This is a genomic window from Hymenobacter actinosclerus (genome assembly GCF_900111515.1).
GTDB classification, from domain to species: domain Bacteria; phylum Bacteroidota; class Bacteroidia; order Cytophagales; family Hymenobacteraceae; genus Hymenobacter; species Hymenobacter actinosclerus.
In genome coordinates this window covers 881,207-906,145 of record NZ_FOHS01000001.1, presented here as the reverse complement: position 1 = coordinate 906,145, position 24,939 = coordinate 881,207, and the positions used below count along the sequence as shown (strand labels likewise).

The window sequence follows — 24,939 nt, the reverse complement described above, 5'->3', positions numbered from 1 at the left end:
GTTTTTGTGGATGCACGGCTAATCGAACGTGCTAGCCGCGCCGACCACACCGTCTACAAAATCCGTGAAATCCGCTAAAATCCGTGCTCATCCGTGATCCGCTGAAATCCGTGCTCATCCGTGATCTGGCCGTTTTTGAACACTGGTACCAGGTCGTATTCATCCTGACGGATGCAGAAGGCCATGTCCTGGTGGGCTTCGAGGGAGTTGAGGCGGCGCACGTGGGCCGAGCGGAGCAGGTAACCGGCCAGGTCGGGTTCGGCGGCGGCCCAGAGGTCGAGAGCGGCCAGGGTGGCGTCGGAGCTGGTGGTGTCGAAATCGGCTTGCAGGCGGGCGGCCAGGGCCCCGCCGAACAGCGTGTCTTCGAGGCAGAACAGGCCCTTCCAGCCGGCGCAGACGACCACCACGTCCTGGTTCAGGCGGCGCAGGTGGTCGGCTACGGCCCCCAGGTTCAGGAAGGCGCCTACCACGATTTCATCGGCGGCGGCCGACAGGTGCAGGGCGCGGGTGCCGTTGGTGGTGGTGAGGGCCACGGCCCGGCCCGCTACGGCCACCTGGCCATCGAGGTAGCCAAAGGGCGAGTTGCCCAAATCCACGCCCTCGGCCTGGCGGCCGTCGCGCTCGGCGGCCGTCAGGTAGCCGAGCGCGGCCTGGGCCCGGCACTCGTCCAGCTCGCTGAACGGCACCACGTGCGTAACGCCCGCCGCCAGCGCCGTAACGATGCTGGAGGTGGCCCGCAGCACATCAACCACCACCGCCACTTTGCCTTGCAGGTTATAGAGCGGCAGCAGCTCGGGGGAAAAGCAGATATCGAGGGAGGGCATGGTTTTTAGAATTATGAATTTTGGATTATGAATTTTGAATTAGTGTGGGCGGACCGTGGATATGCTGCGCTATCTGTGCCAATTCAAAATTCATAATCCAAAATTCATAATTAACATCTACGCCTCCTCCGTGCCCGGCACAAACGGCAGCTTGACCACCGTGGCGGGCAGGTTTTTGCCGCGCACCTGCACGAAAATCGGGGTGCCAGGGGCAGCCAGGGCGGTTTGCACGTAGCCCAGGCCCACGCCCTTGCTCAGGCTCGGCGACTGGGTGCCGCTGGTGACTTCGCCGATAACCTCGCCGGCCTCGTTTACCAGCGGGTAGTGGCTGCGCGGGATGCCGGCGCCATCCATCAGGAAGCCCACGAGCTTGCGCTGTACGCCGGCGGCTTTCTCGGCCTTCAGGTTTTCGGAGTTGGTGAAGTCCTTGGTGAACTTGGTAATCCAGCCCAGGCCGGCTTCCAGGGGCGAGGTTTCGTCGGTGATGTCGTTGCCGTAGAGGCAGTAGCCCATTTCGAGGCGCAGCGTGTCGCGGGCGCCCAGGCCGATGGGCTTAAGGCCGTAGGGCTGGCCGGCTTCCATCACGGCATCCCACACCTGCTTGGCGTGAGCATTGGGCACGTACAGCTCGAAGCCACCCGCGCCGGTATAGCCGGTAGCCGAAATAATAACGTCGGGCGCGCCGGCGAAAGTGCCCTGCACAAACGAGTAGTAGGGAATAGCACTCAGGTCGGTGTCGGTGAGGCCCTGGAGGGCGGCGGTGGCCTTGGGGCCCTGCACCGCGAACAAACTCAGCTCGTCCGACACGTTCTGCATATCGGCGCCCTCGGTGTTGAACTGCTGAATCCAGTTCCAGTCCTTCTCGATGTTGGAGGCGTTGACGACGAGCAGGTAGTCCTCGTCGGCCAGCATGTAAATCAGCAGGTCGTCGACCACGCCGCCGGTCTGGTTGGGCAGGCAGCTGTACTGGGCCTTGCCGGGCACGAGCTTGCTGGCGTCGTTGCTGGCTACGCGCTGAATCAGGTCGAGGGCTTTGGGGCCGCGCACCCGGAACTCGCCCATGTGCGAGACGTCGAACATGCCCACGGCCCGGCGCACGGTGTGGTGCTCATCGAGGTCGGAGGAGTAGCGCACGGGCATGTTGTAGCCGGCGAAGGGCACCATTTTGGCCCCGAGCTGCTGGTGAACGTCGTTGAGCGGAACGGTTTTGAGCGTGTCGGACATGGAAGTGAGGTGGGAAGGTGAAACGGGCCGGCCGCAACGGGCTTGCCGGGGCCGGCCGATGGTGGGGCGAAAGTAGCCAATTATGGCCGGCTGGTCCGCAGTTCCTTGCCTATCTTTGGCTCAGGCCGGCCCCGGCTGCGGGTGCATTGCACCGGCAATCTGTCCTCTGCCGGCCTCTTTTTTCATGACCGACGACCTCAAGCAAGAATTCGACGCGGCCCGCATCCGGCACCTGCTCTTTAAATCCAAGCTGCGCTCCTTCCTCTACGGCAGCGACACGGCCCAGGGCCCCATCCGCGACCCCGAGCAGTGTGCCATGGGCCACTGGATAACCGAGCGCGCCCTGCCCGCCTACGGCCACCTGCCCGAAACCCACGAGCTCGACCGCCTGCACCGGCTCATCCATACCGAGGGCGGCCGCCTGATGGACCTGCACCTGGCCGGCCAGTCGGACGCGGCCACCAGCGGGCTGGGCCACATCAACAAGCTCGCCGACGATATTGTGGCCCTGCTGACCACCATCGAAGCCCGGCTGCGGGCCAAGTAAGCCGCCGGATACCCTATTCCCTTTTCTTACGACCTTATGAAACTCAAGCTTAAGCTCTCCACCAAGCTCTTTGCAGGGTTTCTGACAATTTCGGCGCTGTTCGCGGCCGTGGTATTTCTCAACTACCAGCTTTCGCGGGCCGTGCTGCGCAACTCGCAGCGGGTGGCCAACTCCCAGCGCATCACCAACGAGGCCACCTCGCTGCTGCGCAACATCATCGACATGGAAGCCGGCTTCCGGGGCTACCTGCTGCTCAACAACGAAGTGCTGCTGGTGCCCTACTACGAGGGGGAGCGCAACCTGCTGGGCCGTTTTGCCAGCCTGCGCAACGAGATGCCGGTGGCCGGGCAGCAGTTCAACCGGCTGCGGCAGTCGCAGCGGCTGTTCGAGCAGTGGGACTCCTACTCGCACCTGCTGATCAGTGAAAAGCGCGAAGCCCTGCGCCGCAACCCCGAGCAGGTTGGCATCAACGGCCTGGAGCACGCCAACCTGGCCTCCGACCTCACGGGCAAGGTGCTCATGGAGCAGATTCGGGCGCTGTTTGCCGAGTTCGACCGGGCCGAGGCCCAGACCCGCTACCAGCAGCGCCTGCGCCTGCAGAAAAGCATCCGCGAAACCCGCGTGCTCTCGGTGGGCGTTACGCTGGCCACCATTGCGCTGGGGCTGCTGTACGCGGCCTACCTGGTGCGGCAGTTTTCGCGGCGCATTGGCGGCATGGTGGTGCAGGCCCAGCGCATTGCCGGCGGCGACTACGCCACCCACATTCCGGACACCGAGCAGGACGAGCTGACCAAGCTGGCCACCTCGCTCAACACCATGACCGACACCATCAATACCACCATCCGGCAGCTGGAGCGCCGCAACCAGGAGCTCGACCAGTTTGCCTACGTGGTATCGCACGACTTGAAAGCGCCGCTGCGGGGCATCGAAACGGCTTCGCGCTGGATTGAGGAGGATCTGGGCCAGGATGTACCCGAGCACATCCGCGAGTTTCTGGTGCTGATGCGCACGCGGGTGCGGCGCATGGAGCACCTGATTACCGGCATCCTCGACCTGGCCCGGGTGGGCCGCACGCCCCAGGCCGACGAGGCCGTATTCGTGCGCCAGCTGCTGCGCGAAATCATCGACTCGCTGGAGCTGCCGGCCGGTTTCGAGGTGGAGCTGCCGTTTTATCTGCCCACGCTGCATACCAACCGGGTGCAGCTCGAACAGGTGTTCACCAACCTCATCAGCAACGCCGCCAAGTACCACCACGACCCGGCCCACGCCCACGTGTCCATCGGCTGCGTCGAGACATCCGACTTCTACACTTTTTCGGTAACCGACAATGGCCCGGGTATTGCGCCCGAATACCACGAGCGGATTTTCATCATCTTCCAGACCCTGACCGAGCGCGACACGCTGGAAAGCACCGGCGTGGGCCTGGCCATCGTCAAAAAGATCGTGGAGCGCCGCGGCGGCACCATCCGTGTCGAGTCGGCCGAAGGAGCCGGGGCCAGCTTCATTTTCACCTGGCCCAAACATGTATCGGCCCGGCTGGCGCGCCCTTCGGAGCCGGTTGTCCGTATAGCCGAGTAACTCACCGCCCTCACCTGCTCTGCCCACCATGCCCCTCTCCTCCCCGCAACCAACCATTCTGCTTGTCGAAGACGACCAGCTCGACATCATGAACGTGCAGCGCGAGTTGCGCAAAAACAACGTGAACGTGCCGTTGCACGTGGCCCGCAACGGCCGCGAGGCCCTCGACCTGCTCAAGGGCGAAAACGGCCAGACCCGCATTCCGGCCCCCAGCGTGGTGATGCTCGACCTGAACATGCCCCGCATGAACGGCCTGGAGCTGCTCGAAATTCTGCGCGCCGACCCCGAATTCCAGGACCTGAACGTGTTCATCACCACCACCTCCGACCTCGAAACCGACCGCCTCAAGGCCCAGCAGCTGGCCGTGAGCGGCTACATCATCAAGCCCCTGAGCTTCGATACCTTTGGCGAAGGCGGCACCACGGTCGACGGTTTCAGCCTGTTTCTGGATTTGCTGAAGTTGAAAAGCTAAGCGCTTAAAAGCCCGTCATCCTGAACTTGCGAAGGACCTATCCAGAAGCTAACCTCAAAAGGGAATAGCTTCCGGATAGGTCCTTCGTCCTTGTTCCAAGCGCAACATAATCAGGATAATACGCTGCAAAGCGCTACAGCAGCCGGAACCCCATGCGGTGGTGTTCGGTGGGGCCGTGCTCGCGAATGGCGGCGCGGTGGGCGGCGGTGGGGTAGCCGGCGTTCTGCTCCCAGCCGTAGGCTGGGTAAGCGGCCGCCAGCTCCCGCATCCGGTCATCGCGGAAGGTTTTGGCCAGCACCGAGGCCGCCGCAATGGCGCGGTAGAGGCCGTCGCCGCCCACGATGCAGGTGTGGGGCAGCGCGACGTGCGGCCGGAACCGGTTGCCATCGACGAGCAGGTGGGTGGGTGCGGGCCGGAGCTGGTCGGCGGCGCGGTGCATGGCCAGGTAGCTGGCCTGGGCAATATTGAGGCTGGTTATTTCGGCCACCGAGGCCTCCGCCACGGCCCAGGCCACGGCTTCGCGGCATATTTCGGTGCGCACCAACTCGCGCCGCCGGGTCGTGAGCTGCTTGGAGTCGTTGAGAAACTCCGACCGGAAATCGGGCGGCAGCAGCACGGCGGCCGCAAAAACGGGGCCGGCCAGGCAGCCCCGCCCGGCCTCGTCGAGTCCGGCTTCGAGCGGCTCGCCAGTGTAGGAAACCAGTAGCATTTTCAGCAGTTAGCGCTTAGAGGTTGGCGCTTGGTCGGCGCGTTATCTTGGCAAAGAAAAGGACCTTATTCTGCTATACGGCCACCTTGGTGGTCATATAGCAGAATAAGGTCCTGCTTTCATCAGGCGGAACGCCAGGCGTTAAGCGCTAATGTTGTGCTAACTGGGTTCGAAAAATCTACTGGTGGGTGCCGGCGTTGGAGCCTTCGCGGGCGGGGTCCTGCTCGCCGCGGCGGGTGCCCTGGCTGTCGCGGGGGCCGTTGTCGATGTCGGATTCCTCGGCTTCCGTCATGTACACATTGGTTACGGGGCCCAGGCCGCCGTTTTTCTCGGCCAGCGCCGACTCGGCTTCGGCGTGCTTGAGGTTGAATAGCGGGTCGCCTTCCTGGAGCGACTTATCGTTCTGCTTGTTATCGGGCTGCTTGTTGGGTTGATTAGCCATTGTAAGAAAGGTGCCGGGCGGAATGTGGACGGCCGGCAGTAGTAGACTACGCACCGCTTTGGCGCGGGGTTGGCCCCGGCGGCCAGCCCACGGCCCGGCTGGCCCGGCCCCGGCCGCTACTTGGGCGGAAAATTCGGGCAATAAAAAAGCCGCTACCCTGGGTAGCGGCCTTTTCGGTCATACTGGCTGGCAGCTTGTTAATTCATCCACCCTACTAATTGCTGCCATGATGCCAATACTACGCGGTAAGAGCCTTCCTTTCCATAAACCTTACCAGCGCTGAATAATTAGTAGGTCAAAAGTATACGAACCAGGTGGGGCAAGTGGATTTTTTGGCCCAACAGAAAGTTTCACCCGCTCAATGCGCGCTTTTACCCGGCGAAGGTTTTGCCGGGGCCGGCGGTTTTGCCTTCGTCGTATCTTTGCCCCCTTTCTGCTTCCAGCTCACTCCCCCCTCCTATGGCCGACGCTGCCACCGATTTCGACGAAACCCACAACCCCTGGCAGGTGCAGGCCTCCGAAATCAAGTACCAGAACCCCTGGATTCGGGTGCGCGAAGACCAGGTGACTACGCCCGCCGGCACGCCCGGCATCTACGGCGTGGTCACGATGAAAAACAAGGCCCTGGGCATTGTGCCGGTCGATGCTGAGGGCAACACTTGGCTGGTGGGCCAGTACCGCTACCCCTTAAGCGAGTACAGCTGGGAAATTCCGATGGGCGGCGGCCCGGTCGAGCTCGACGTGCTCGAATCGGCCCAGCGCGAGCTGCGCGAGGAAACCGGCCTGCTCGCCCGCCGCTGGACCAACATCATGCGCCTGCACACCTCCAACTCGGTGACCGATGAGGAAGGCTTCGTGTTTCTGGCCCAGGAGCTGGAGCAGGGCGAAACGGAGCCCGAAGAAACCGAGGACCTGCGCCTCTGGAAGCTCCCGCTGGCCGACGCCGTGCAACTCGTAATGGACGGCCGCATCACCGACGCCGTGAGCGTAGCCGGCCTGCTCAAAGCGGGGCGCCTGCTGGGCGTGTAGGCCGCCCTGGGATTCCTCGCTTAATCCGCTGCTCATTTTTACGGCGTAATTTTGCGGCCATGATGCACTTGCTTCGTTATATCGGTCAGCGCCTTTATACCAGCTGGGCTACGTTCTGGTTTGCGGCGCCCTTCGTGGTTACGTACCCGCTGCAGTGGGCCCTGAGCCGCTGGCCGGCCGGCCGGCCCTACCTGCGCAGCCTTAACAAAGCCTGGTCGCGGTTTTTTATTCTACTGTGGGGGGTGCCGGTGGAAACCGTGCGGGCCGCCGAAACGGTGCCCCCTGGCCAGCCCTGCCTGTATCTGGCCAACCATAGCTCCCTGATTGATATTCCGCTGCTGTTTCGCACCCTGCCCGGCGGGCCCAACGTGCTGGGCAAAAGCTCCCTGGCCAAAATTCCGCTCTGGGGCCCTATTTTCGGCCGCACCTACATTACCGTCGACCGCAACAGTGCCGTGAGCCGGGGCCGCTCGATGGTGCGGGCCCGGCAGGAGCTGGCCGCCGGCCGCTCGGTTATCATCTTTCCGGAAGGGCAGATTTCGGCCCATCCCGGCCAGCAGCTGGAGCCGTTCAAGGAGGGTGCCTTCCAGCTGGCCATTGCCGCGGGCGTGCCCATCGTGCCCATCACCATGCCGCTCAACCATCACTTTCTGCCCGATGTGGGCGGCTTGCGGGTGCGCTGGGCCCGGCTGGCCATCATCGTGCACGCCCCCATCAGCACTACGGGCCTCACGGCCGCCGATGCGCCGGCCCTGCAGCAGCGCGTGTTCGACGTGATTGCCAGCGGCCTGCGGCCCGAAGCCGGCGGCGTACCGGGCCCCGGCAGCTGGCGGCGGCCGGTGGCGGCCCCGCTGGGGCAACCCACCGTACCGGCAACCCGGCCCGAGCCGGTGGGGTAGGCCGGGCGCAACCGGCCGGGGGGCCGTATCTTGCGGCTATCAACTGCTTTTTTCACCTCTGAACTCCCCGCTCCCATGAGCACCGACCTGGCTACTCTGCGCGGCCTGGCCCACCTGGCCCGCCTCGAATTCGACCCCGCCAACGAGCAGCAGGTGCTCGGCGACCTGAACAAAATCCTCGACTGGGTGGACCAGCTCCGCCAGCTCGATACGACCGATGTGGAGCCGCTGGTGCACCTGAGCCAGGAAATCAACGTGCTGCGCCCCGATGAGGCCCACAACACGGTCAGCCACGCGGCCGGCCTGAGCAACGCCCCACGCAAGGATTCCGACTATTTCCGGGTGCCGAAGGTGCTGGAGTAGAAGCCACTGTTAGCTGTTAGCTAAAAAAACGTCATGCAGAGCGAAGCGAAGCATCTCGCGCGCTGACGTTGCCAACGTAACCGCAACGTCAGCACGCGAGATGCTTCGCTTCGCTCTGCATGACGTTTCAAAACTTCATTCACTCCCCCGCCCCGCTTGACTTCGCCCGTTTCTCCTGCCTCCCCTACCACCCGCCGCTGGCCCTGGCCATTGCTCCTGCTGGCTCTGTGCGCCGCGCTGGCCGTGGGGCTGGCCGGCTGGCACTACTTCACGGCCACCGATGCGGTGCTGCCCCTGCGGCCCGTGGCCCAGCTGACGCCCGTGCCCACGACCGTGGCCGAGGTGGCCGTGGGGCTGGCGCGGCTGCCAGTGCAGGCCAACGGCTACCTCGTTACCCAGACCTACGACGTGGCCGGCCCGTTTCTGCGGCCCGGGGCGGCGCTGGGGCTGGTGGCGCTGCTGGGCGTGGCGCTGGCCTACTTTCTGGCGGCCGTCAGCCCCCTGAGCCGGCTGTATTTTGTGGCAGCCATGGCGCTGGTCATCTTCCTGCTCATGTCGCTCAATGCCGATTTGCTGGGCGTCTTTGTGGTTGGCCGGCAGTATGTGCTGCTGCTGAGCCTGGCGCTGCTGGTGGGTCCGGCCTACTACTTCCACGCTTTCCGGCCCGAGGTACCGTTTACCACCCGGCTGGGCACTTTTGCCGCGCTGGTAACGGGGCTGGGGCTGCTGCTGTTTCTGCGCAACCCCAACCCGGCCGACTACACGGCCCTGCACCTGAGCGCCTACTTCACCACGGCCGGCGCGGTGGCATTTGCCCTGCTGGTGCTGTGGGTGGCCTTCGAGAACGTACACGGCTTGCTGTGGCTGAACACCCAGGCCGATACGCCCGCCGGCCGCTACGGCTTGTGGCCCTTCCTGCTGGCCAGCCTCCTGTACTTGGGCGCCCTGCTGCTTTACTATCTCAACCAAAACCAGCTGCTGGTGCTGCCCGGCCTTTACCTCGACCCCTACCTGCTGCTGCTGCCGGCGGTGGTAGTGGCCTGGCTGGGCCAGGAGCGCCGGGCCGCGGCGCTGCCCGATGGGGTGCCGCCGGGCGCGGCCGCCACGCTGCTGCTGGTGCTCACGCTGCTGGCCACCGGTACGCTCGGTTACGCCCTGGCCACCGCCAACGACCCGCTGCTGCAGGCCGGCCGCGACTTTACGGCGCTGGCCCTGCTGGGCGTGGGCGGAGCGTTTCTGGTTTATGTGCTGCTGAATTTCGGGCCGCTGCTACGCCAGAAGAAGGCCGTGCACCGGGTGGTGTTTCAGCCCCGGCGGTTTCCGTTCTACGCCATGTATGCGCTGGGCATTGTGGCCGTGGTGGGCGTGAGCATGCGCAACAATTTCTTCGTGCTCGACCAGGTGCAGGCCGGCTCCTTCAATAACCTGGGTGATTTGGCCCGGCTGGAAAGCGAGCTGACGCCCGACGATATGTCGCGGGCCCTGCTGGCCGAGCGCTACTACGCCGAAAGCGACGTGCTCGACCAGCACAACCACAAGGCCAGCCTGGGCCGGGCGGCGCTTTACCGCTTCCGGCTGCAGCGCCAGAACGAAATCAACATTCTGCGCCGGGCGCTGGAGCGGCGGCCTTCGCCCCGCATTTCGCTGCGCCTGGCCGCCCTCTACAACGAGTCCCAGGACTTTTTCGACCGCCTGGCCGTTCTGCAGGATGGCCTGAAAGCCAACCCGGCCAACGCCGCCCTCAACGCCGACCTGGCCCAGCTCTACTCCCGCTCCACCCTCACCGACTCGGTGGCCCGTTACCGTGCCCGCGCCGCTGCTGCCGAGCCCAACAACCCCATGCTGGCCGCCAACGAACTGGCCTACCGCATCCGGCAGCAGGACTGGGCCGGAGCCGCCGAACTGGCCAAAGACGCCCCGGCCGATGCCCCTGCTTTCCAGGCCAACGCCCTGCTGCTGGCCCAGCTCACGGGCCACGCGCCGGCCGCCATGCCGCTGCCCGATACCACCCAGTCGCTCGATGATGCCCGCTTTGCCCGGCTTTACCACAATGCCCTGAGCCGCGCCGCCCGCCACGACACCATGCTGCTGGCGCTGCTGCCCGCCCTGGCTGCCAACCCCGCCAACGCCCCCTTCCTCGACCAGCTGACGCTGCTGCGGGCCTTCACTCAGCACTACGGCGGCCGGCCCGTGGCCGCCCAGCAGGCCCTGTTGCCGTTGGCCAGCGGCTCGGGGGCGGGCGCGGCCTACTACCAGCAGTTGCAGGGCCTGTGGCTGCTCGACCAGGGCCTGCCCGCTCCCGCCGCCGCCCGCCTCCAGGAGGCCCGCGAAAATGGTGCCTCCTCGGCTGTACTCCCCCTTTCCTATGCCCTGGCGCTGAGCGGCCAGCCCGATTCGGCCCGGCAAGTGGTGGGCCGGGGGCCGGCCGGGGCGGCCGCTCGGCTGCTGCAGGCCGCGCTGCAGCCCGAGCTGCGCACCACCTACGCTCAGGCCCCGGACTCGGTAAAAACGCAGTACCTGGTGCTGCGCGGCGACGAGCTGCCGGCATCAGACCTGCTGCCGGCGGCCGTTTCTGTAACGGCTGCGCCGCTGCAAGCCACTGCCTTGCTGGCCCAGCTGCCCCGCGCCCTGGAGGCCGGCCAGCTGGATGCCGTGCGAGCGGCGCTGACCCGCGTGGCGCCACCCGTTGGGGCGGCGGGGGCTTCGGCCTGGAACGTGCTGCGGGGCGAGCTATACGCACGCGGCCGGCAGTGGCCCCAGCTGCGCGAGTTGGTGCAGAAGGGCACTTTTACCGGCTTCGACACCTACCAGCGGCTGTACTTCCGGGCAGCGCTGGCCGAGGCCGCTAAGCAGCCCGCCGAAGCCGGCCGCCTCTACGCCCAACTGGTGCAGCAGGCCCCGTTCGTCGAAAACGGCCTGGTAGCCGCCGCGGCCTTCCATGCCCGGCGCGAAGAGTTTCCGGCGGCCTACGACGTGCTGCTGCGCGGCGTCGAGTACAACCCCCAATCGGTGCCGCTGCTGAAGGCCTACGTGCTGGCGGCCGTACCGGTGGGCCTGGTGGAATACGCCCAGGCGCCGCTCTACCGCCTCGGCACGTTGCTTTCGGCAGCGGATTATGGTACCTTTCGCAAGGAGTACGACGCGGCCCTGGCGGCCCGTAAGGCCTCCTGGAACTAACCTGTAGCCCCTCGTTCTATGCAGCCTCCCATTATCCAGACCGACGATATTTCCAAGATGTACCGCATGGGGGCCGAGGAAATCCACGCTCTGCAATCGGTTTCCATCACCATTCAGCGGGGCGAGTACGTGGCCTTCATGGGCCCCTCGGGCTCGGGCAAGTCTACGCTCATGAACATTATCGGCTGCCTCGACACGCCCTCGGGCGGCAGCTACGTGCTCAACGGCCACGACGTGAGCAACATGAGCGACAACCAGCTGGCCGACGTGCGCAACCGCGAAATCGGCTTCGTGTTCCAGAGCTTCAACCTGCTGCCTCGCGCCACCTCCCTCGATAACGTGGCTCTGCCCCTCATTTATGCCGGCTACGGCAAGAGCGAGCGGCACGAAATGGCCCGCGAGGCGCTGCGCAGCGTGGGCCTGGCCGAGCGGGCCATGCACAAGCCCAACGAGCTTTCGGGTGGTCAGCGCCAGCGCGTAGCCATTGCCCGCGCCCTGGTCAACAACCCCAGCATCATTCTGGCCGACGAACCCACCGGCGCCCTCGATACCCGCACCAGCCACGAAATCATGGAGCTGTTCGAGGCCCTGTATGCCCGCGGCAACACCATCATCATGGTAACCCACGAAGAGGATATTGCCATGCACGCCCATCGCATCGTGCGCCTGCGCGACGGCCTGGTGGAGTCGGATGAAGTGAACGAGAACGTGGTTTCGGGCCAGTTGGCGAAGGGGTGATTTTTGGGGCGATGGGGCGCTGAGGGGAGGAGGCAAATTCCTTGTTATCCTTTATTCGGCGTCTGCGGAGCGAAGGATAGTAAACCTTTTACCCCCTCACCTCCTTACCTCCATACCCACCAACCTCCACCCATGAAAATCTATACCAAAACCGGCGACAAAGGCCTTACCTCGCTTATCGGCGGCACGCGGGTGCCCAAATCCAGCCTGCGTATCGAGTGCTACGGTACCGTCGATGAGCTGAATTCCTACATCGGCCTCGTGCGCGACCAGCCGGTAAATGAGGCGCGCCGGTCGTTGCTCAAGGAAATCCAGGACCGCCTGTTCACGGTGGGCGCCTCGCTGGCCTCCGACCCCGAGAAGTCGAAGATGAAGATTCCGGACCTGCACGCCGAAGATGTGGCGCTGCTGGAGCAGGAAATGGACCGCATGAACGAGACCCTGCCCGAGCTGCGGGTGTTCGTGCTGCCCGGCGGCCACCAGTCGGTGTCGTTTGCCCACCTGGCCCGCTGCGTGTGCCGCCGGGCCGAGCGGCTGGTTATCCATCTCAACGAAGACGAGTTTGTGGCCGAGTTGGTCATTATGTACCTCAACCGCCTTTCCGATTACCTGTTCGTGCTCAGCCGCCAGATGGCCCACGAGTTGGGAGCCGAGGAAGTGAAGTGGGAGCCGCGCATGTAGTTGCGCGAACCCACAATGGCTAACGGACGTTCGGCAGCAACGCCGGAAACCCGCATCTTCAACTCCGCTGGCCGCGCCTTCGTATTTACTGCCAGCCGATAAGTGGCTGGCGTCTATAGCTACCGGCGGTCCGCCGCACTTTCACGGCCGGTCTGCGCCAGGCAGCACCGGGCACTGTTCCTCGCTTTTGCCAGCGGGCCGGCCGGCTTCTTCTCCCCACCTACCCATCCATCCCACCCTCATGCTCGATACCCTGACTATTTCCACCCAGCGCACCACGGCGCCCCGCCTGCCCGGCATCGACTTCGCCCAGCTCGAATTCGGCAAGACTTTCGCCGACCACATGCTGGTTGTTGATTACCACGACGGCCAGTGGCAGGAGCCGCGCATCGTGCCCTACGCCGACATGACGGTGAGTCCGGCCAACTCGGCCATTCACTACGGCCAGTCGATTTTTGAGGGCATGAAGGCCTACAAGAACCAGGACGGCGAAGTGGCCCTGTTCCGCCCCCTCGACAACTTCCACCGCTTCAACGCTTCGGCCCGCCGCATGTGCATGCCCGAGCTGCCCGAAGAAGTCTTCATGCAGGGGCTGCTGCAGCTCATCCGCCTCGACAGCGGCTGGGTGCCCACCGACCCCGGCAGCGCCCTCTACATCCGGCCCTTCATGTTCGCCACCGACGCCATGCTGGGTGTGCGGCCTTCCGAGTCGTACCGCTTCATGGTGATAACCTGCCCGGTGGGCCTGTATTACGCCAAGCCGTTGCGCGTGCGGTTCGAGGAGCACTACGTACGCTCGGCCGAGGGCGGCGCGGGCGCGGCCAAAAACGCCGGCAACTACGGCGCGGCCATGTACCCCACCAAGCTGGGTCAGCAGGAAGGCTACAACCAGCTTATCTGGACCGATGCCTCCGAGCACAAGTACGTGGAGGAATCGGGCACGATGAACGCCATTTTCATCATCGACGGCCGCCTGGTTACGCCCGCCCTGAGCAGCTCCATCCTCGACGGCATCACCCGCCGCAGCGTGCTGCAGCTGGCCCGCGACTGGGGCATGCCGGTAGAGGAGCGCAAGGTATCGGCCCTGGAAATCCTCGAAGCCCAGCGCAACGGCACCCTGCAGGAAGCCTTCGGCGTAGGCACGGCCGCCACCATTGCCACCATCGCCACCATCGGCTACCAGGGCGAAGATTTTGAGCTGCCCACGCCGCCCGCCGACGCCTTTTCGCGCCGCGCCACTGCCGCGCTGGCCGCCATCCGCAAGGGCGATGCGCCTGACCCGCACGGCTGGATGGTGCGCGTATAGCCACCGTCCGCTTTTCGTGTAGCTCCCTGGCGGGGGCTACTCCGGTGCAGAGCCGGTCGCTGGCTTTTGGGCCAGGACCGGCTCTGTTGCGTTCAGCGGTGGTATTTTCACGACCTTTACCTTTCGCCCAGCCACTGTGCCGGCGGTTTTCCTATTTCAGAACGCACATTTTTTTCCTATGACCCACGACCAGGTGAAGGAATTGAAGGGCCGCGCTGAGGCCCTGAGGAGGTATCTTTGACTACGATGCCCGCAAAAAACAAGTAGAAGAAATCGAGGCCCAGACCACGGCAGCCGGCTTCTGGGACGACTCGAAACAGGCTGAAGCCACCATGCGCGAGCTAAAGGGCATCAAGGTCTGGACCGACGACTACGAGGCCGTGGAAAAGCAGGTCGATGACGTGGAGGTGCTCTACGAGTTCCACCGCGAAGGCGATGTGCCCGAGGCCGAGATGCAGCGCGAGTTTGCCGCCGCCGAGCAGTCGGTGGAGCGCCTGGAGTTCAAGCGCATGCTTTCCGACGAGGAAGACCAGCTTTCGGCCGTCATCGACATCAACCCCGGTGCCGGCGGTACTGAAAGCCAGGACTGGGCCGAAATGCTCATGCGCATGTACATCATGTGGGGCGAAAAGCAGGGCTTCACCGTGCGGCAGCTCAGCTACCAGCCCGGCGAGGGCGCCGGCATCAAGTCGGCCTCACTCGAAATCGACGGCCAGTTTGCCTACGGCTACCTGAAAAGCGAAATCGGGGTACACCGGCTCGTGCGCATGTCGCCCTTCGACAGCAGCGGCCGCCGCCACACCTCGTTCGCCTCGGTGTTCGCCTACCCGGTGATTGACGATACCATTAATATCGAAATCAACCCCGCCGACATCAGCTGGGACACGTTCCGGGCCGGCGGGGCCGGCGGCCAGAACGTGAACAAGGTGGAAACCGCCGTGCGCCTCACCCACGCCCCGTCCGGTATCATTATCGCCGTGCAGATTGAGCGCAGCCAGCTCATGAACAAGGAGCACGCCCTGCGCATGCTCAAGTCGCGCCTCTACCAGATTGAGATGGACAAGCGCAATGCCGCCCGCGACGTAGTGGAAGCCGGCAAGAAGCGCATTGACTTCGGCTCTCAGATCCGCAACTACGTGCTCCACCCCTACAAGCTCATCAAGGACCTGCGCACCGGTATCGAGCGCACCGACGTGCAGAACGTGCTAGATGGCGACCTGGAGGAGTTCATCAAGGGGTATCTGATGCAGAGCTAGTCCCGTAGTTCTCCCTTACTGCGGGATTATATTATCCTCAAAATCCCGCTGCTATGAGGCCAAATAAAAAGGGCTACCCAATTTGGGTAGCCCTTTTTTTAGTCTGACTATACCGAAATCGGTTAGTCTACTACGTCCCAGAAAATCTTGGTGTACTGGTCAACACCGACAGGTACGTTGGCCTGGTTGGTGCTGCTTTCCGAAAGTGGGTACAGCAAGCGGGTCGGCAGCTTATCAGCCCGTGGCGACTGCGACTGCGTAGAAGCGTCGAACTTAGGCAGTCCCGTGCGACGGTAATCATCCCAAGCCTCAATGCTACCTACCGAGTTCAGCGCCAGGTACTTCTGGAAAATAATTACTTCCTGCTTACCAAGACCAGGCTTTGTAGGCGCCAGTTTGTAGTCAACCTTAGGGTTGGTCAGGTTGGCGGCGATGTACTGGTTGTACTCTTTTACGCCAGGGGTAGCATCCGTAGCGTCAGCCAGAGTAATAATAGCACCACCAGCCGGGCGGTAGAAGTACAGGAAGGAAGCCTTTATGCCGTCTTTGTAGTCCTTCTCAGCGGTAACAGCATCAGCCGTGAACAAACCGCGGGTTTCCGCCTCTGCTTTAGAGAGTAGGTGCTCCGAGAGCAGCATAAGCACCGTAGGAGCGCTAGGACCTTTCAGCAGACCGCCGCTGGGCAGGAAGCGCGAAGCTATTTGAGTAGCCGAGAAGCCAGGAGGGCTACGCTCCCCAAACTTGGTACCGATGTACTTAATGCTGTCATTTCTCAACCCCAGCTTATAAAGTTGGGCAACGCGGGGGTCCTTGTTGTTCTCATACACGGCTATGATGTACTTGGTCGGAATCTGGTACAGCAACTCCGTAGCATTGGTACCGGCAGCCGTAAGGCCATAGCGGTTGTAGAACGGATTCTGCTGGCCAGCCGCCTGAGCGTACACTGGCTGCACAACTACGTCCTGGGCAATAAAGCCGTCAGGAGCGCTCTGCAGAGCAGCCAATTGCGATTTTACATCAGCACTGGCAGTTCCACCAGCTTCAGTTTGCGACTGGCGGAGCAGAATGCGCAGCTTGAGGCTGTTAGCAAACTGCTTCCACTTCTTCATGTCGCCCTTGAACACGACATCTTCGTTGCCTACTGTCAGAGCGTTCGGATCAACTGCGTTGATGTCGGAAATGGCACCGCTCAACTGGACAAGCAGATCTTTGTAAATGTCGGCAGCTTTGTCGTAAACCGGCGTGGTTACGGCAGCTCCCTGCAGAGCCTGCGTATAAGGAATATCGCCGTACTCGTCAACCAGCAACAGAAACTGGTAGGTCTTCATAATCCGGGCTATTGCCGCGTGATTAGGATAGCCATCAGCCATTCCCTTCGTCTGAATGATGTTGTAATCATTCAGGTTGTCGTAGGTGTTGTTGAACAACGCCTGCTGGAAGGTATTGGTGTAGTTAATGGTCGTCTCTTCCTGATAACCGTTTACCACACCCGAGCGGCCCCAGTAGCCAGCTACAAAGCTGCCGTAGTGGTTGAAGCTGGGGTTACCGCCAGTATAGAGGGAGGCAGTAGTAGTAAGCGCCTGTGCCAGAATGTTATCGGGCGTTATTGTAGTCGGGCTATTCGGGTTGTCGTTCACATCGAGGAACGACGAGCAGCCAGTAGCGGCAGTAGCCATAGCCACCGCTGCCAGCATCTTGAATGGTATTTTCATTGCTGCAGAAAATTAGAAAGTTGCGGTGATAGTAGCGCCGTAGAGACGGGTTGGAGGCGTCTGCAGGTTGGTGTTGATACCAATAGCGTTGCTATTCGAGAAGCTGAACTCGGGGTCGGTGTAGATATTCTCTTTCGGTACCCACGTGAACAGGTTACGGCCGAAAATATTGAGCGTAGCTCCCTTCACAAAGCCCACCTTCGAAACCATAGAAGCTGGCAGGGCATAGCCCAGGGTCAGCTCACGGATTTTGAAGAATTTGCCTGAAGTAACGTAGTTCTCAGCGACACCGCGGTTGTAGGCAGTGCTCGACCAGAACTCGCTGCCACCGGGGGTCAGGCCGGAGGTGTTGGGCTCGTAAGTTTTGCCATCGGCACCCAGGATAGCCGAATTAGGATACACGAAGTCCTGACGGTCGTACTTTACGCTCCGCTCGCCACCACCCGTGAAGTCGAGGTCCTCACCAATGGAGTTGTACACAACGTAACCGGTGCGCAGTTCAGCCTGGCCAGCCAGCGTGAACCCTTTCACAGTCAGGCTGCTGTTGAAGCCATAACGGTACTTAGGCTGCGTGTTACCAAACGCCTTGCTGTCGGCAGCCCGTAGCGGGAAGTAACGGTCTTCACCGGTGAACGGATCCTTCACCTTGGTCATTTTGATCTGGCCATCCTCCGTACGCTGGTAGTAAGTACCGCGCAGAATAGGATAAGGCTGGCCTTTGATGGCGTACAACTGGGCGTTACCACCCGTCGACAGGTTCAACTGATCCAGACCTGGAGGCAAGGAAATAACCTTGTTCTGGTTGTAGTTGAAGTTACCACCGATAGTGAAGGTAACACCGTTTTCGAGGCGAACTGGCACGAGGTTCAGGTCAACTTCAACGCCTTTGTTCTGCACCTCACCCGCGTTCAGCAACAGGCTGGTGTAGCCGGTCGTGCTCGAGATGCTGGTAGGAATAGTCTGGTTGTTACTCTTCTGGCTGTAGTAAGTAACGGCACCCGATACCCGACGCTGCAGGAAGCTGAGTTCCAGACCGGTTTCAATCGAAACCGTTTCTTCCGGCTTCAGACCCGGCTGCACTAGGCCGTTGTTGGCCTGGAAAGAAGCCAGCGAACCGAAGGGGAAGCCTGTACCCAGCGAGTAGGTAGAAGCCAGGCGGTAAGCACCACCCGTGTCATACACACCGGGGCCACTGCCTGCCAGGTTGATCTGGCTCACTTTAGAGATACCACCCCGGATTTTACCGTAGTCGAGGAAGGCAAGATCCTTCAGAGCAGGCGCTACATTGGTGAAGATGAACGAAACGTCAACGCCTGGGTAGAAGAAGCTGCGGTTGTTAGCATCGAGCACCGACGTGTTGTCGTAGCGGCCCGAGCCGTGGACGTACAGGAAGTCCTGGTAGCCCAGGGTCAGGTCGGCGTAGAATGCGTACAGACGCGACTTAGCCGTGGCGTTGGCACCCGTCAGGTTGCCGATACGGTTGCCCAGGTTAAACAGGTCGGGTACAGCCAGAGCAGTTGAGCCCACCGAGTTAAAACGGCTGGTTAGCTGCTGCACGTTGTTACCAACAATTGCCTGCACCGAAACGTCGCCGAAGGTTTTATCCATGCTGGCAAACAGATCCGAGTTGATACGGGTCAGGTTGCTGCTGATATCGGTCACGGCACCCGTCAGACCCGCACCGCTCTTGTTGGTGTTGAGCGCCTGGATATAGGGGTTGAAGTTGAACTTGTTCTGGGAGATGAGGCTCGATTGGTCGGTAGAAGTCGTACCAATCCGGTAGTTCAGCTTCAGCCAGTCCGTCACCTTGTACGTGAGGTCCAGGTTACCAAGAATGGTGTTCTTGGCATCATTGGTCCGGTACGTGTCGATGATGAAGTACGGGTTGTAGTAGTAGGCGTTGTAGTACCCGTTCGGGTTGGCGAACTTGTTGTTCTGCCAATCTTTGTACGAGGTAATAGGCGACATTGCCGTCGTATTGAAAATGTTCCAATACACCGAGTTAGCCTGGGCATCGTTGGTCGTAATGTCCGTACGCTGCTGCACGTACGAAACATTGAAACCAGCCGTCAGGCGGCCAAGCTCCCGCGAAGCGTTGAAGCGGAAGCTGTTCCGGTCGTACTTGTCCTTGGGGACAATACCGTTGTTATGAACGTTCTGATACGAGGCGTAGAACTTGGTCTTCTCATCCCCACCGGCGAACGAAATACCGTTCTGGGCCTGGTAAGCATTGTTGAAGAACTTACGCTTTTCGTCCAGCCGCGACTCGAAGGTGATCATCTGGATGCTACCGTCGGCCAGCTTTTCGCCGAAGGGGCGAAGCGAACCGTCGTAGCGAGGACCGTACTGCTGGTTTTCGAAGCTCTGGTACTTCGTGTTGTAATCGTTATCGATGGAGTTGTCGGCCGTGAAATCGGGCAGCGTATTGGTATACGTGTTTGCGCCGTTGCCAAACTTGTCCTGGAACTTCGGCAGGAACGAAATAGACTCAAACTGCGAGGTCTGCGAAATCGTAACCCGGTTGGTGTTCGAGCCTTTTTTGGTGGTGATGATCAGAGCACCGTTGGAAGCCTGCGAACCATAGAGGGCAGCAGCGTTAGCACCTTTCAGTACCGAAATCGACGCTACGTCATCTGAGTTCAGCGTACCCAACACATCGTTGGTCGAAATCACACCGTCCACTACAATCAGGGCCTCGTTGTTGCCGAGCAGCGAACGGGTACCACGCAGCGTTACGCGGGGATTCGGGTTCACACCGTTGTTCACGTTCTGGATCTGCAGACCGGATACTTTACCAGTCAGACCGTTGACGACGTTGGTCGGGCGAGCCTGCGTGAGTTCCTTGGTGTCGAGCGTAGCGGTGGCGTAACCTACCTGCTGCTCCTGGCGCTGAATGCCAAGGGCACCGGTTACGACTACTTCACCCAGCTGCTTGGCATCCGTAGAGAGGCCGATGTCGATGGTAGAAGCCGTACCGATAGGACGCTCAACCCCTACGAAACCGATAGAGGAGAACGTGAGTGCGGTTGCAGTAGAAGGGGCGCTGATGGTGTAGGTACCATCGGCGTTGGTGGATACGCCAGTGGTAGTACCCTTAACCAACACCGTAACACCGGGCAGACCCTGGCCGGTAGCGCGGTCGGTAACCCGCCCGGAGATTTGCCGGTTCTGAGCGGCCGCCTGCTGCAACAGGACGGGCGCGAGCAGAGCCGCAGTTAATAAAACTTTCCGCATGTGAGTGAAAAAGAGTTTGGTGGATTTTGAACTGGGCGACAAGGTAAGACTAACTTCTAACTTCTAAAAAAGCAGTCAATGCCCCATCTTTCCGCTAAAAGTAAGGAACTACCGCAACATTTATTGCAATTAACATCAAATATGCTGCAAATGAACCGCTATATAGGCGCATTTTGTCCTGAAAACCAGTCAAAAACTGGTAGCAGAACTTCTTTTCAGCCATTACTGAAGCTTTAGACGCTCGTCAGGCCGGCTGCCAGGGTGCGGTCGTTGCTCAGGCGGGGCACCTTGTTTTGCCCACCCAGCTTCCCCACGCCCTTCATATAGCGCTGGAAAGCCCCGGCGGGCAGTTCGGTAAGCTGCAGGGAAGCCAGAATATTGCCCGTGCGCAAGTCGTTATAATAGGTGTTGCGCCGCTGCAGGCCGGCATCGAGCGCGGCAGCAAAGGCGCCAGAGCTGTGGGGCGGACGCGCAAACTCGATCAGCCACTCGTGGCGCGAGGGCGTGGCCGGGTCGGTGCTGACCAGGGGGGCTACCGTGAATTCGGTTACTTCGGCTTCGGGATGGGCCCCCAGGGCCTCGCGCAGACTCTGCTCCACTTCCTCGCCAATAACGTGCTCGCCGAAAGCCGACAGAAAGTGCTTGATGCGGCCCGTAACTACCACCCGAAACGGATAGCGGCTCACGAAGCGCACGGTGTCGCCGAGGCTGTAGCCCCACAGGCCGGCGTTGCTGGTGAGCACCACGGCGTACTGCCGGTCGAGCTCCACGTCGGCCAGCGTGAGGCGGGGCGGGTTGGGCTCGAAGAACCGCTCGGCGGGCACAAACTCATAGAAGATACCGGCATCGAGCAGCAGCAGCAGGCCGGGGTTGCCGGGCTCGTCCTGGAACGCCAGGAAGCCTTCGGAGGCCGGAAACAGCTCCAGGCTATCCACGGGCCGGCCGATGGTATCGAACAGCTTGCGGCGGTAGGGCTCGAAGTTGACGCCGCCGTACACGAACAGGTCGAAATCGGGAAACACCTCCCCTACCGGCCGGCCGGTGCGGGCCACCACGCGGTCGAAATACATCTGCACCCAGGGCGGGATGCCCGAAATGAGCGTCATCGGGGCGGGCAGGGTTTCATCCACAATCCGGTCCAGCTTCTGCTCCCAGTCGTCGATGCAGTTGGTGGCGTAGCTGGGCAGCTGGTTGCGGCGCAGGTAGGCCGGCACGTGGTGGTTGACGATGCCCGAGAGCCGGCCGACGTGAATGCCGTTGAGCGTTTCGAGCGCCGGCGAACCCGACAGAAACATCAGCTTACCGTCGAGAAACCGACTTTTACCGGTGCGCTGCACGTAATGCAGCAGCGCGTCGCGGGCGCCGTTGAGGTGGTTGGGGATGCTGGCGCGGGTGAGCGGGATGTACTTGGCGCCGCTGGTGGTGCCGCTGGTTTTGGCCAGGTACAGCGGCCGGCCGGGCCAGAGCACGTCGGCCTCGCCGGTTTTCATCCGCTCGAACCAGGGCCGCAGTGCCTCGTAGTCGCGCACGGGCACGCGGGCGGCCAGGTCGGGGGCGGTGCGGGCAGCGGCCAGGTCGTGGGCGCGGCCGAAACTGGTGCGGGCACCCTGGGCCAGCAGCCCCCGCAGCACCCGCTGCTGGGTGCCGATGGGGTCGTGCTGCCAGCGGGCGTACTGGCGGACGATGTAGGCGGCCAGTGGCCGGCTCAGAGTAGCTTTCAGACCCATACATGGAGATTAAGTAGATAAACTGCAGGCTAGCGGGGGCAGTTAGCCAAAGATACCCGCCGTCCTTATATATAAGAGCAGCGGCGCTACGGACTATCCTTTCGCCGCCGGCCCGCGTATGCTGAGCTACCAACCTGTAATTACCACTATCAACCCCACCACCCATGATCAACCAACGCGGAACAGCCGTCTGGAACGGCGACATCAAAGGCAGCGGCGAAATAACCACCCAAAGCGGGACCGTGAAAGCCCCTTACTCGACGGGGGCCCGCTTCAAGGGCGAGAAGGGCACCAACCCCGAAGAGCTGATCGGCGCGGCCCACGCCGGCTGCTTCACCATGTTCCTGACCAGCATCCTCACCAAGGACGGCAAGCAGGTTAAGCAGATTAAAACCGAGTCGAAGGTTACGCTGGATACCTCGGGCGAAGTGCCGAAAGTCGTTAAAATCAGCCTCAGCACCGAGGGCGAAGTGGCAGGCCTCTCGCCCGAGGAGTTTCAGCAGTACGCCGAGAAGGCGAAGGAGAACTGCCCCATGTCGCAGCTGCTGAAGGCGGTGCCCGAAATGGAGCTGGCCGCGGCGAAGCTGAAGTAGCGCTGAGCAACCGTTTTTTCTGCGGCCGCCGGCCGTCGGGCTCTTGTTCCCGACGGCCGGCGGCCGCACGTTGGGCAGTAGCAAGCCGGGCAACTGAAAACAACTCCTTACTTTTACCGCTTCTTTTGGCTCTCTCCCGCCCCCTATGAACCCTAATTCTACCCGAGTCCGTCTTCGGCCCGCCAATACGCAGCGCATTCCCTTCTGGGGTCAGATTTTTCTGGGTTTGATGTGGGTGGCCTACACGGTTTCGCTGATTGTAACCGATGCGGGGGCCACCGACATGTACTTCCTGCACTACGTGTTTCTGGTATTCAGCCTTGTGTACCTGGGCTACGTGCTGGTGCACAACGCGCCCATTTTCGGTACCCAGAGCTATCTGGAGTTTACGCCCGGCTACATTGTGCACAAGGAAGGACTGTTTAAAGCCAAGCAGGCCTTTGCTGCCGAAACCATCAGCGCCCTGGAGCTGGGCGGCCAGCAGCTGCGCCTGCGCCTGACCGACGGCAATTCGCACTCCCTGAGCCTGCGCCAGATACGGGGCCTGAAACGCCGCCGCCTCATGCGCGACCAGGTACAGGCCTTCGCCGCCAAACACAACATCCCGCTGAGGGATTGATTCTTGGAAGCTGCAAGCCTCAAGCGACAAGCGGCAAGTCTGACGGCCTGTTATCCTGTTAAAACAATGACCTTGTTATCGTAACTGAGTCGATTGTTTTATTGAGGGTAACAGGCCGTCAGACTTGCCGCTTGTCGCTTGAGGCTTGCAGCTTTCCAGAACTCACCGGCCGGCAAACTTCTTGCGCAGCTCTACGATGGTGGAGCGGAACGACTTATCGGAGTCGATGAGGTCGGAAACGGTTTGCACCGAGTGGATGACGGTGCTGTGGTCGCGGCCGCCGAAGTGGTGGCCGATACTTTTGAGCGAGTGGCTGGTGTGCTCCTTGGCGAAGTACATGGCCACCTGCCGGGCCGTTACCACCTCCTTTTTGCGGGTTTTGGCCTTGAGCAGCTCCAGCGGCACGCTGAAATACTCGGCGCAGGTTTTCTGGATGAAGTCGAGGTTGACCTCGGCTTCCACTTCCTCAATAATGTGGCGCAGGGCCTGCTTGGCCATTTCGAGGTCGATTTCGCGGCGGTTGAGGCTGCTCTGAGCCACCAGCGAAATCAGCACGCCTTCCAGCTCGCGCACGTTGGTGTTCACCGAGTGGGCCAGGTACTCCACCACCTGCGGCGGAATATCGATGCCGTCCTGCTGCATCTTGTTCTGGATGATGGCCATGCGCGTCTCGAAGTCGGGACTCTGCAAATCAGCCGTCAGGCCCCACTTAAAACGGGAGAGCAGCCGGTCTTCGAGGCCTACCAAATCGCGCGGGGGGCGGTCGGAGGTCATCACAATCTGCTTGCCGGCCTGGTGCAGGTGGTTGAAGATGTGGAAGAACATCTCCTGCGTTTTGTCCTTGCCCGACAGAAACTGCACGTCGTCGAGAATCAGAATATCGACCAGCAGGTAGAAGTTGGCGAAATCCTGGACCTGGTTGGAGCGCAGGCTTTCAATGAACTGGTTGGTGAACTTCTCGGCCGACACGTAGAGCACGAACTTGTCGGCGTTGGTGGCCTTGATGTGGTTGCCGATGGCCTGCACCAGATGGGTTTTGCCCAAACCCACGCCGCCATAAATCATGAGCGGATTGAAGCTGGTGGTGCCCGGCTTGTTGGCCACGGCCAGCCCGGCCGAGCGCGAGAGGCGGTTACAGTCGCCTTCGATGTAGTTTTCGAAGGTGTAGGTGGCGTTGAGCTGCGACTTCAGGTAGTCGCGGTCGATGCTTTTGCTGGCCTCGAAAGGGTTGCGCAGGATGTTGGGGGCCGGCGCGGGCCGCACGGAGGCGGCGGCCGTGTTACGGGCCGAGGACGTCTGGGCGCTTTGGGCCAGCGAGGCGGCCGCGGCCGTTGTGGAGGCGACCGGGCCGGCGGCGCGGTGGGCAGTGGGCAGGTTGAGGGTGCGCGGCTTCTGCTGGGCATTGCCCTGGTCTACCACGATGCTGTACTCCAGCCGCCCTTCCAGGCCCAGCTCCTGATGAATGGCGCGCTTGAGCTCCTCGACGTAGTGCTCCTCCAGAAACTCGTAGAAATACGTGCTCGGCACCTGAATCAGGAGCACATTATTATGCAGCTGCACCGGCACAATGGGCTGAAACCATGTGCGGTAGCTCTGCTCACCAATCGTTGATTTGATGACGCGAAGACAATTAGCCCAGACCGTATGGCAATCCTTCGACATCAACTAAGCAGGGCAAAAGCAACGGGGGTGCGGGTGAGAACAGGGCAGATATATTGGGCGCTGCAACACCGCCTTTTTTTTAGAGGGAGACAAAAATGTGGAAAACTCAGGAGACAAAAAACCCTTGGTGGTCTTGTATTTCATTCC

At 61.7% G+C, this 24,939-nt stretch carries 21 protein-coding genes; 13 read left to right on the top strand and 8 right to left on the bottom strand.

All coding sequences use genetic code 11. The features are described 5' to 3' along the window. Positions 1-74: 74 nt before the first annotated feature. Positions 75-824, bottom strand: a complete 750-nt coding sequence (locus BMY67_RS03910; RefSeq protein WP_092768456.1) for a 2-phosphosulfolactate phosphatase — start codon at positions 822-824, stop codon at positions 75-77. A gap of 117 nt (positions 825-941) precedes the next feature. Then, positions 942-2,048, bottom strand: coding sequence for a glycine cleavage system aminomethyltransferase GcvT (gene gcvT / locus BMY67_RS03905; RefSeq protein WP_092768454.1), 1,107 nt, complete (start codon positions 2,046-2,048; stop codon positions 942-944). 184 nt (positions 2,049-2,232) lie between these two features. Here gcvT and BMY67_RS03900 point away from each other — a divergent pair, with 184 nt between their 5' ends. Genes BMY67_RS03900 through BMY67_RS03890 form a run of 3 tightly spaced genes read left to right on the top strand, consistent with a single transcriptional unit; the run spans position 2,233 to position 4,645 of the window. Continuing rightward, entirely contained in the window at positions 2,233-2,595 is a 363-nt protein-coding gene (locus BMY67_RS03900; protein WP_177189676.1) for a CZB domain-containing protein, read from the top strand. 36 nt (positions 2,596-2,631) lie between these two features. Beyond that, entirely contained in the window at positions 2,632-4,173 is a 1,542-nt protein-coding gene (locus tag BMY67_RS03895) for a sensor histidine kinase (RefSeq protein ID WP_092768450.1), read from the top strand. A 28-nt stretch (positions 4,174-4,201) separates the two neighbouring features. Then, positions 4,202-4,645 (top strand): response regulator, encoded by a 444-nt coding sequence (locus BMY67_RS03890; protein ID WP_092768448.1) that lies wholly within the window; start codon positions 4,202-4,204, stop codon positions 4,643-4,645. A gap of 133 nt (positions 4,646-4,778) precedes the next feature. Here the strand turns inward: BMY67_RS03890 and BMY67_RS03885 are convergent, their stop codons facing one another. Together BMY67_RS03885 and BMY67_RS03880 are read right to left on the bottom strand one after the other, a co-directional pair. Then, a complete protein-coding gene (locus tag BMY67_RS03885; protein ID WP_092768446.1) occupies positions 4,779-5,354 on the bottom strand; it encodes a ribonuclease HII in 576 nt (191 codons plus the stop codon). A 178-nt stretch (positions 5,355-5,532) separates the two neighbouring features. Further along, on the bottom strand, positions 5,533-5,796 hold the full coding sequence (locus BMY67_RS03880) for a hypothetical protein (RefSeq protein ID WP_092768444.1): 264 nt from the start codon (positions 5,794-5,796) through the stop codon (positions 5,533-5,535). Positions 5,797-6,255: 459 nt separating this feature from the next. On the opposite strand from BMY67_RS03880, the gene BMY67_RS03875 reads away from it, so the two are divergent. From BMY67_RS03875 to prfB, 8 genes are all read left to right on the top strand, one after another. Continuing rightward, positions 6,256-6,825, top strand: coding sequence for an NUDIX domain-containing protein (locus BMY67_RS03875; RefSeq protein ID WP_092768442.1), 570 nt, complete (start codon positions 6,256-6,258; stop codon positions 6,823-6,825). 59 nt (positions 6,826-6,884) lie between these two features. Next, on the top strand, positions 6,885-7,724 hold the full coding sequence (locus BMY67_RS03870; protein WP_092768440.1) for a lysophospholipid acyltransferase family protein: 840 nt from the start codon (positions 6,885-6,887) through the stop codon (positions 7,722-7,724). Between the two features lie 75 nt (positions 7,725-7,799). Then, positions 7,800-8,087: an Asp-tRNA(Asn)/Glu-tRNA(Gln) amidotransferase subunit GatC gene (gene gatC / locus BMY67_RS03865; RefSeq protein WP_092768438.1), complete on the top strand. Its 288-nt coding sequence runs from the start codon at positions 7,800-7,802 to the stop codon at positions 8,085-8,087. A 156-nt stretch (positions 8,088-8,243) separates the two neighbouring features. Next, positions 8,244-11,264 carry a hypothetical protein gene (locus BMY67_RS19260; protein ID WP_177189675.1) on the top strand — a complete coding sequence of 1,007 codons (3,021 nt, stop codon included), beginning with the start codon at positions 8,244-8,246 and terminating at the stop codon, positions 11,262-11,264. An 18-nt stretch (positions 11,265-11,282) separates the two neighbouring features. Further along, positions 11,283-12,002 (top strand): ABC transporter ATP-binding protein, encoded by a 720-nt coding sequence (locus BMY67_RS03855; RefSeq protein ID WP_092768434.1) that lies wholly within the window; start codon positions 11,283-11,285, stop codon positions 12,000-12,002. Positions 12,003-12,134: 132 nt separating this feature from the next. Next, positions 12,135-12,683: a cob(I)yrinic acid a,c-diamide adenosyltransferase gene (locus BMY67_RS03850; protein WP_092768432.1), complete on the top strand. Its 549-nt coding sequence runs from the start codon at positions 12,135-12,137 to the stop codon at positions 12,681-12,683. Positions 12,684-12,924: 241 nt separating this feature from the next. Beyond that, a complete protein-coding gene (locus BMY67_RS03845; protein ID WP_092768430.1) occupies positions 12,925-13,989 on the top strand; it encodes a branched-chain amino acid aminotransferase in 1,065 nt (354 codons plus the stop codon). Between the two features lie 178 nt (positions 13,990-14,167). After that, positions 14,168-15,245, top strand: a protein-coding gene (gene prfB, locus BMY67_RS03840; protein WP_143069686.1) for a peptide chain release factor 2 whose coding sequence is annotated in 2 segments (ribosomal slippage) — positions 14,168-14,227 and positions 14,229-15,245 — 1,077 coding nt in all. Because the reading frame shifts where the segments join, the coding sequence is not laid out codon by codon here. Between the two features lie 122 nt (positions 15,246-15,367). Here the strand turns inward: prfB and BMY67_RS03835 are convergent. The 3 genes from BMY67_RS03835 to BMY67_RS03825 all read right to left on the bottom strand — a co-directional run bounded on the left by BMY67_RS03835 (position 15,368) and on the right by BMY67_RS03825 (position 21,918). Further along, positions 15,368-16,957 carry a SusD/RagB family nutrient-binding outer membrane lipoprotein gene (locus tag BMY67_RS03835; RefSeq protein WP_092768428.1) on the bottom strand — a complete coding sequence of 530 codons (1,590 nt, stop codon included), beginning with the start codon at positions 16,955-16,957 and terminating at the stop codon, positions 15,368-15,370. A 12-nt stretch (positions 16,958-16,969) separates the two neighbouring features. Continuing rightward, positions 16,970-20,191 (bottom strand): SusC/RagA family TonB-linked outer membrane protein, encoded by a 3,222-nt coding sequence (locus BMY67_RS03830; RefSeq protein ID WP_092768426.1) that lies wholly within the window; start codon positions 20,189-20,191, stop codon positions 16,970-16,972. Between the two features lie 233 nt (positions 20,192-20,424). Then, complete coding sequence (locus BMY67_RS03825) at positions 20,425-21,918, bottom strand: GH3 family acyl-acid amido synthetase (protein ID WP_092768424.1); 1,494 nt, start codon at positions 21,916-21,918, stop codon at positions 20,425-20,427. Positions 21,919-22,082: 164 nt separating this feature from the next. Here BMY67_RS03825 and BMY67_RS03820 point away from each other — a divergent pair, with 164 nt between their 5' ends. Continuing rightward, the gene (locus tag BMY67_RS03820) at positions 22,083-22,511 is read left to right on the top strand and encodes an OsmC family peroxiredoxin (protein ID WP_092768422.1); all 429 of its coding nucleotides are present in this window, start codon (positions 22,083-22,085) and stop codon (positions 22,509-22,511) included. 145 nt (positions 22,512-22,656) lie between these two features. Continuing rightward, positions 22,657-23,130, top strand: a complete 474-nt coding sequence (locus tag BMY67_RS03815) for a hypothetical protein (protein WP_143069685.1) — start codon at positions 22,657-22,659, stop codon at positions 23,128-23,130. Between the two features lie 162 nt (positions 23,131-23,292). Here the strand turns inward: BMY67_RS03815 and dnaA are convergent, their stop codons facing one another. Beyond that, entirely contained in the window at positions 23,293-24,792 is a 1,500-nt protein-coding gene (gene dnaA / locus BMY67_RS03810; protein ID WP_092768418.1) for a chromosomal replication initiator protein DnaA, read from the bottom strand. Positions 24,793-24,939: the final 147 nt, after the last annotated feature.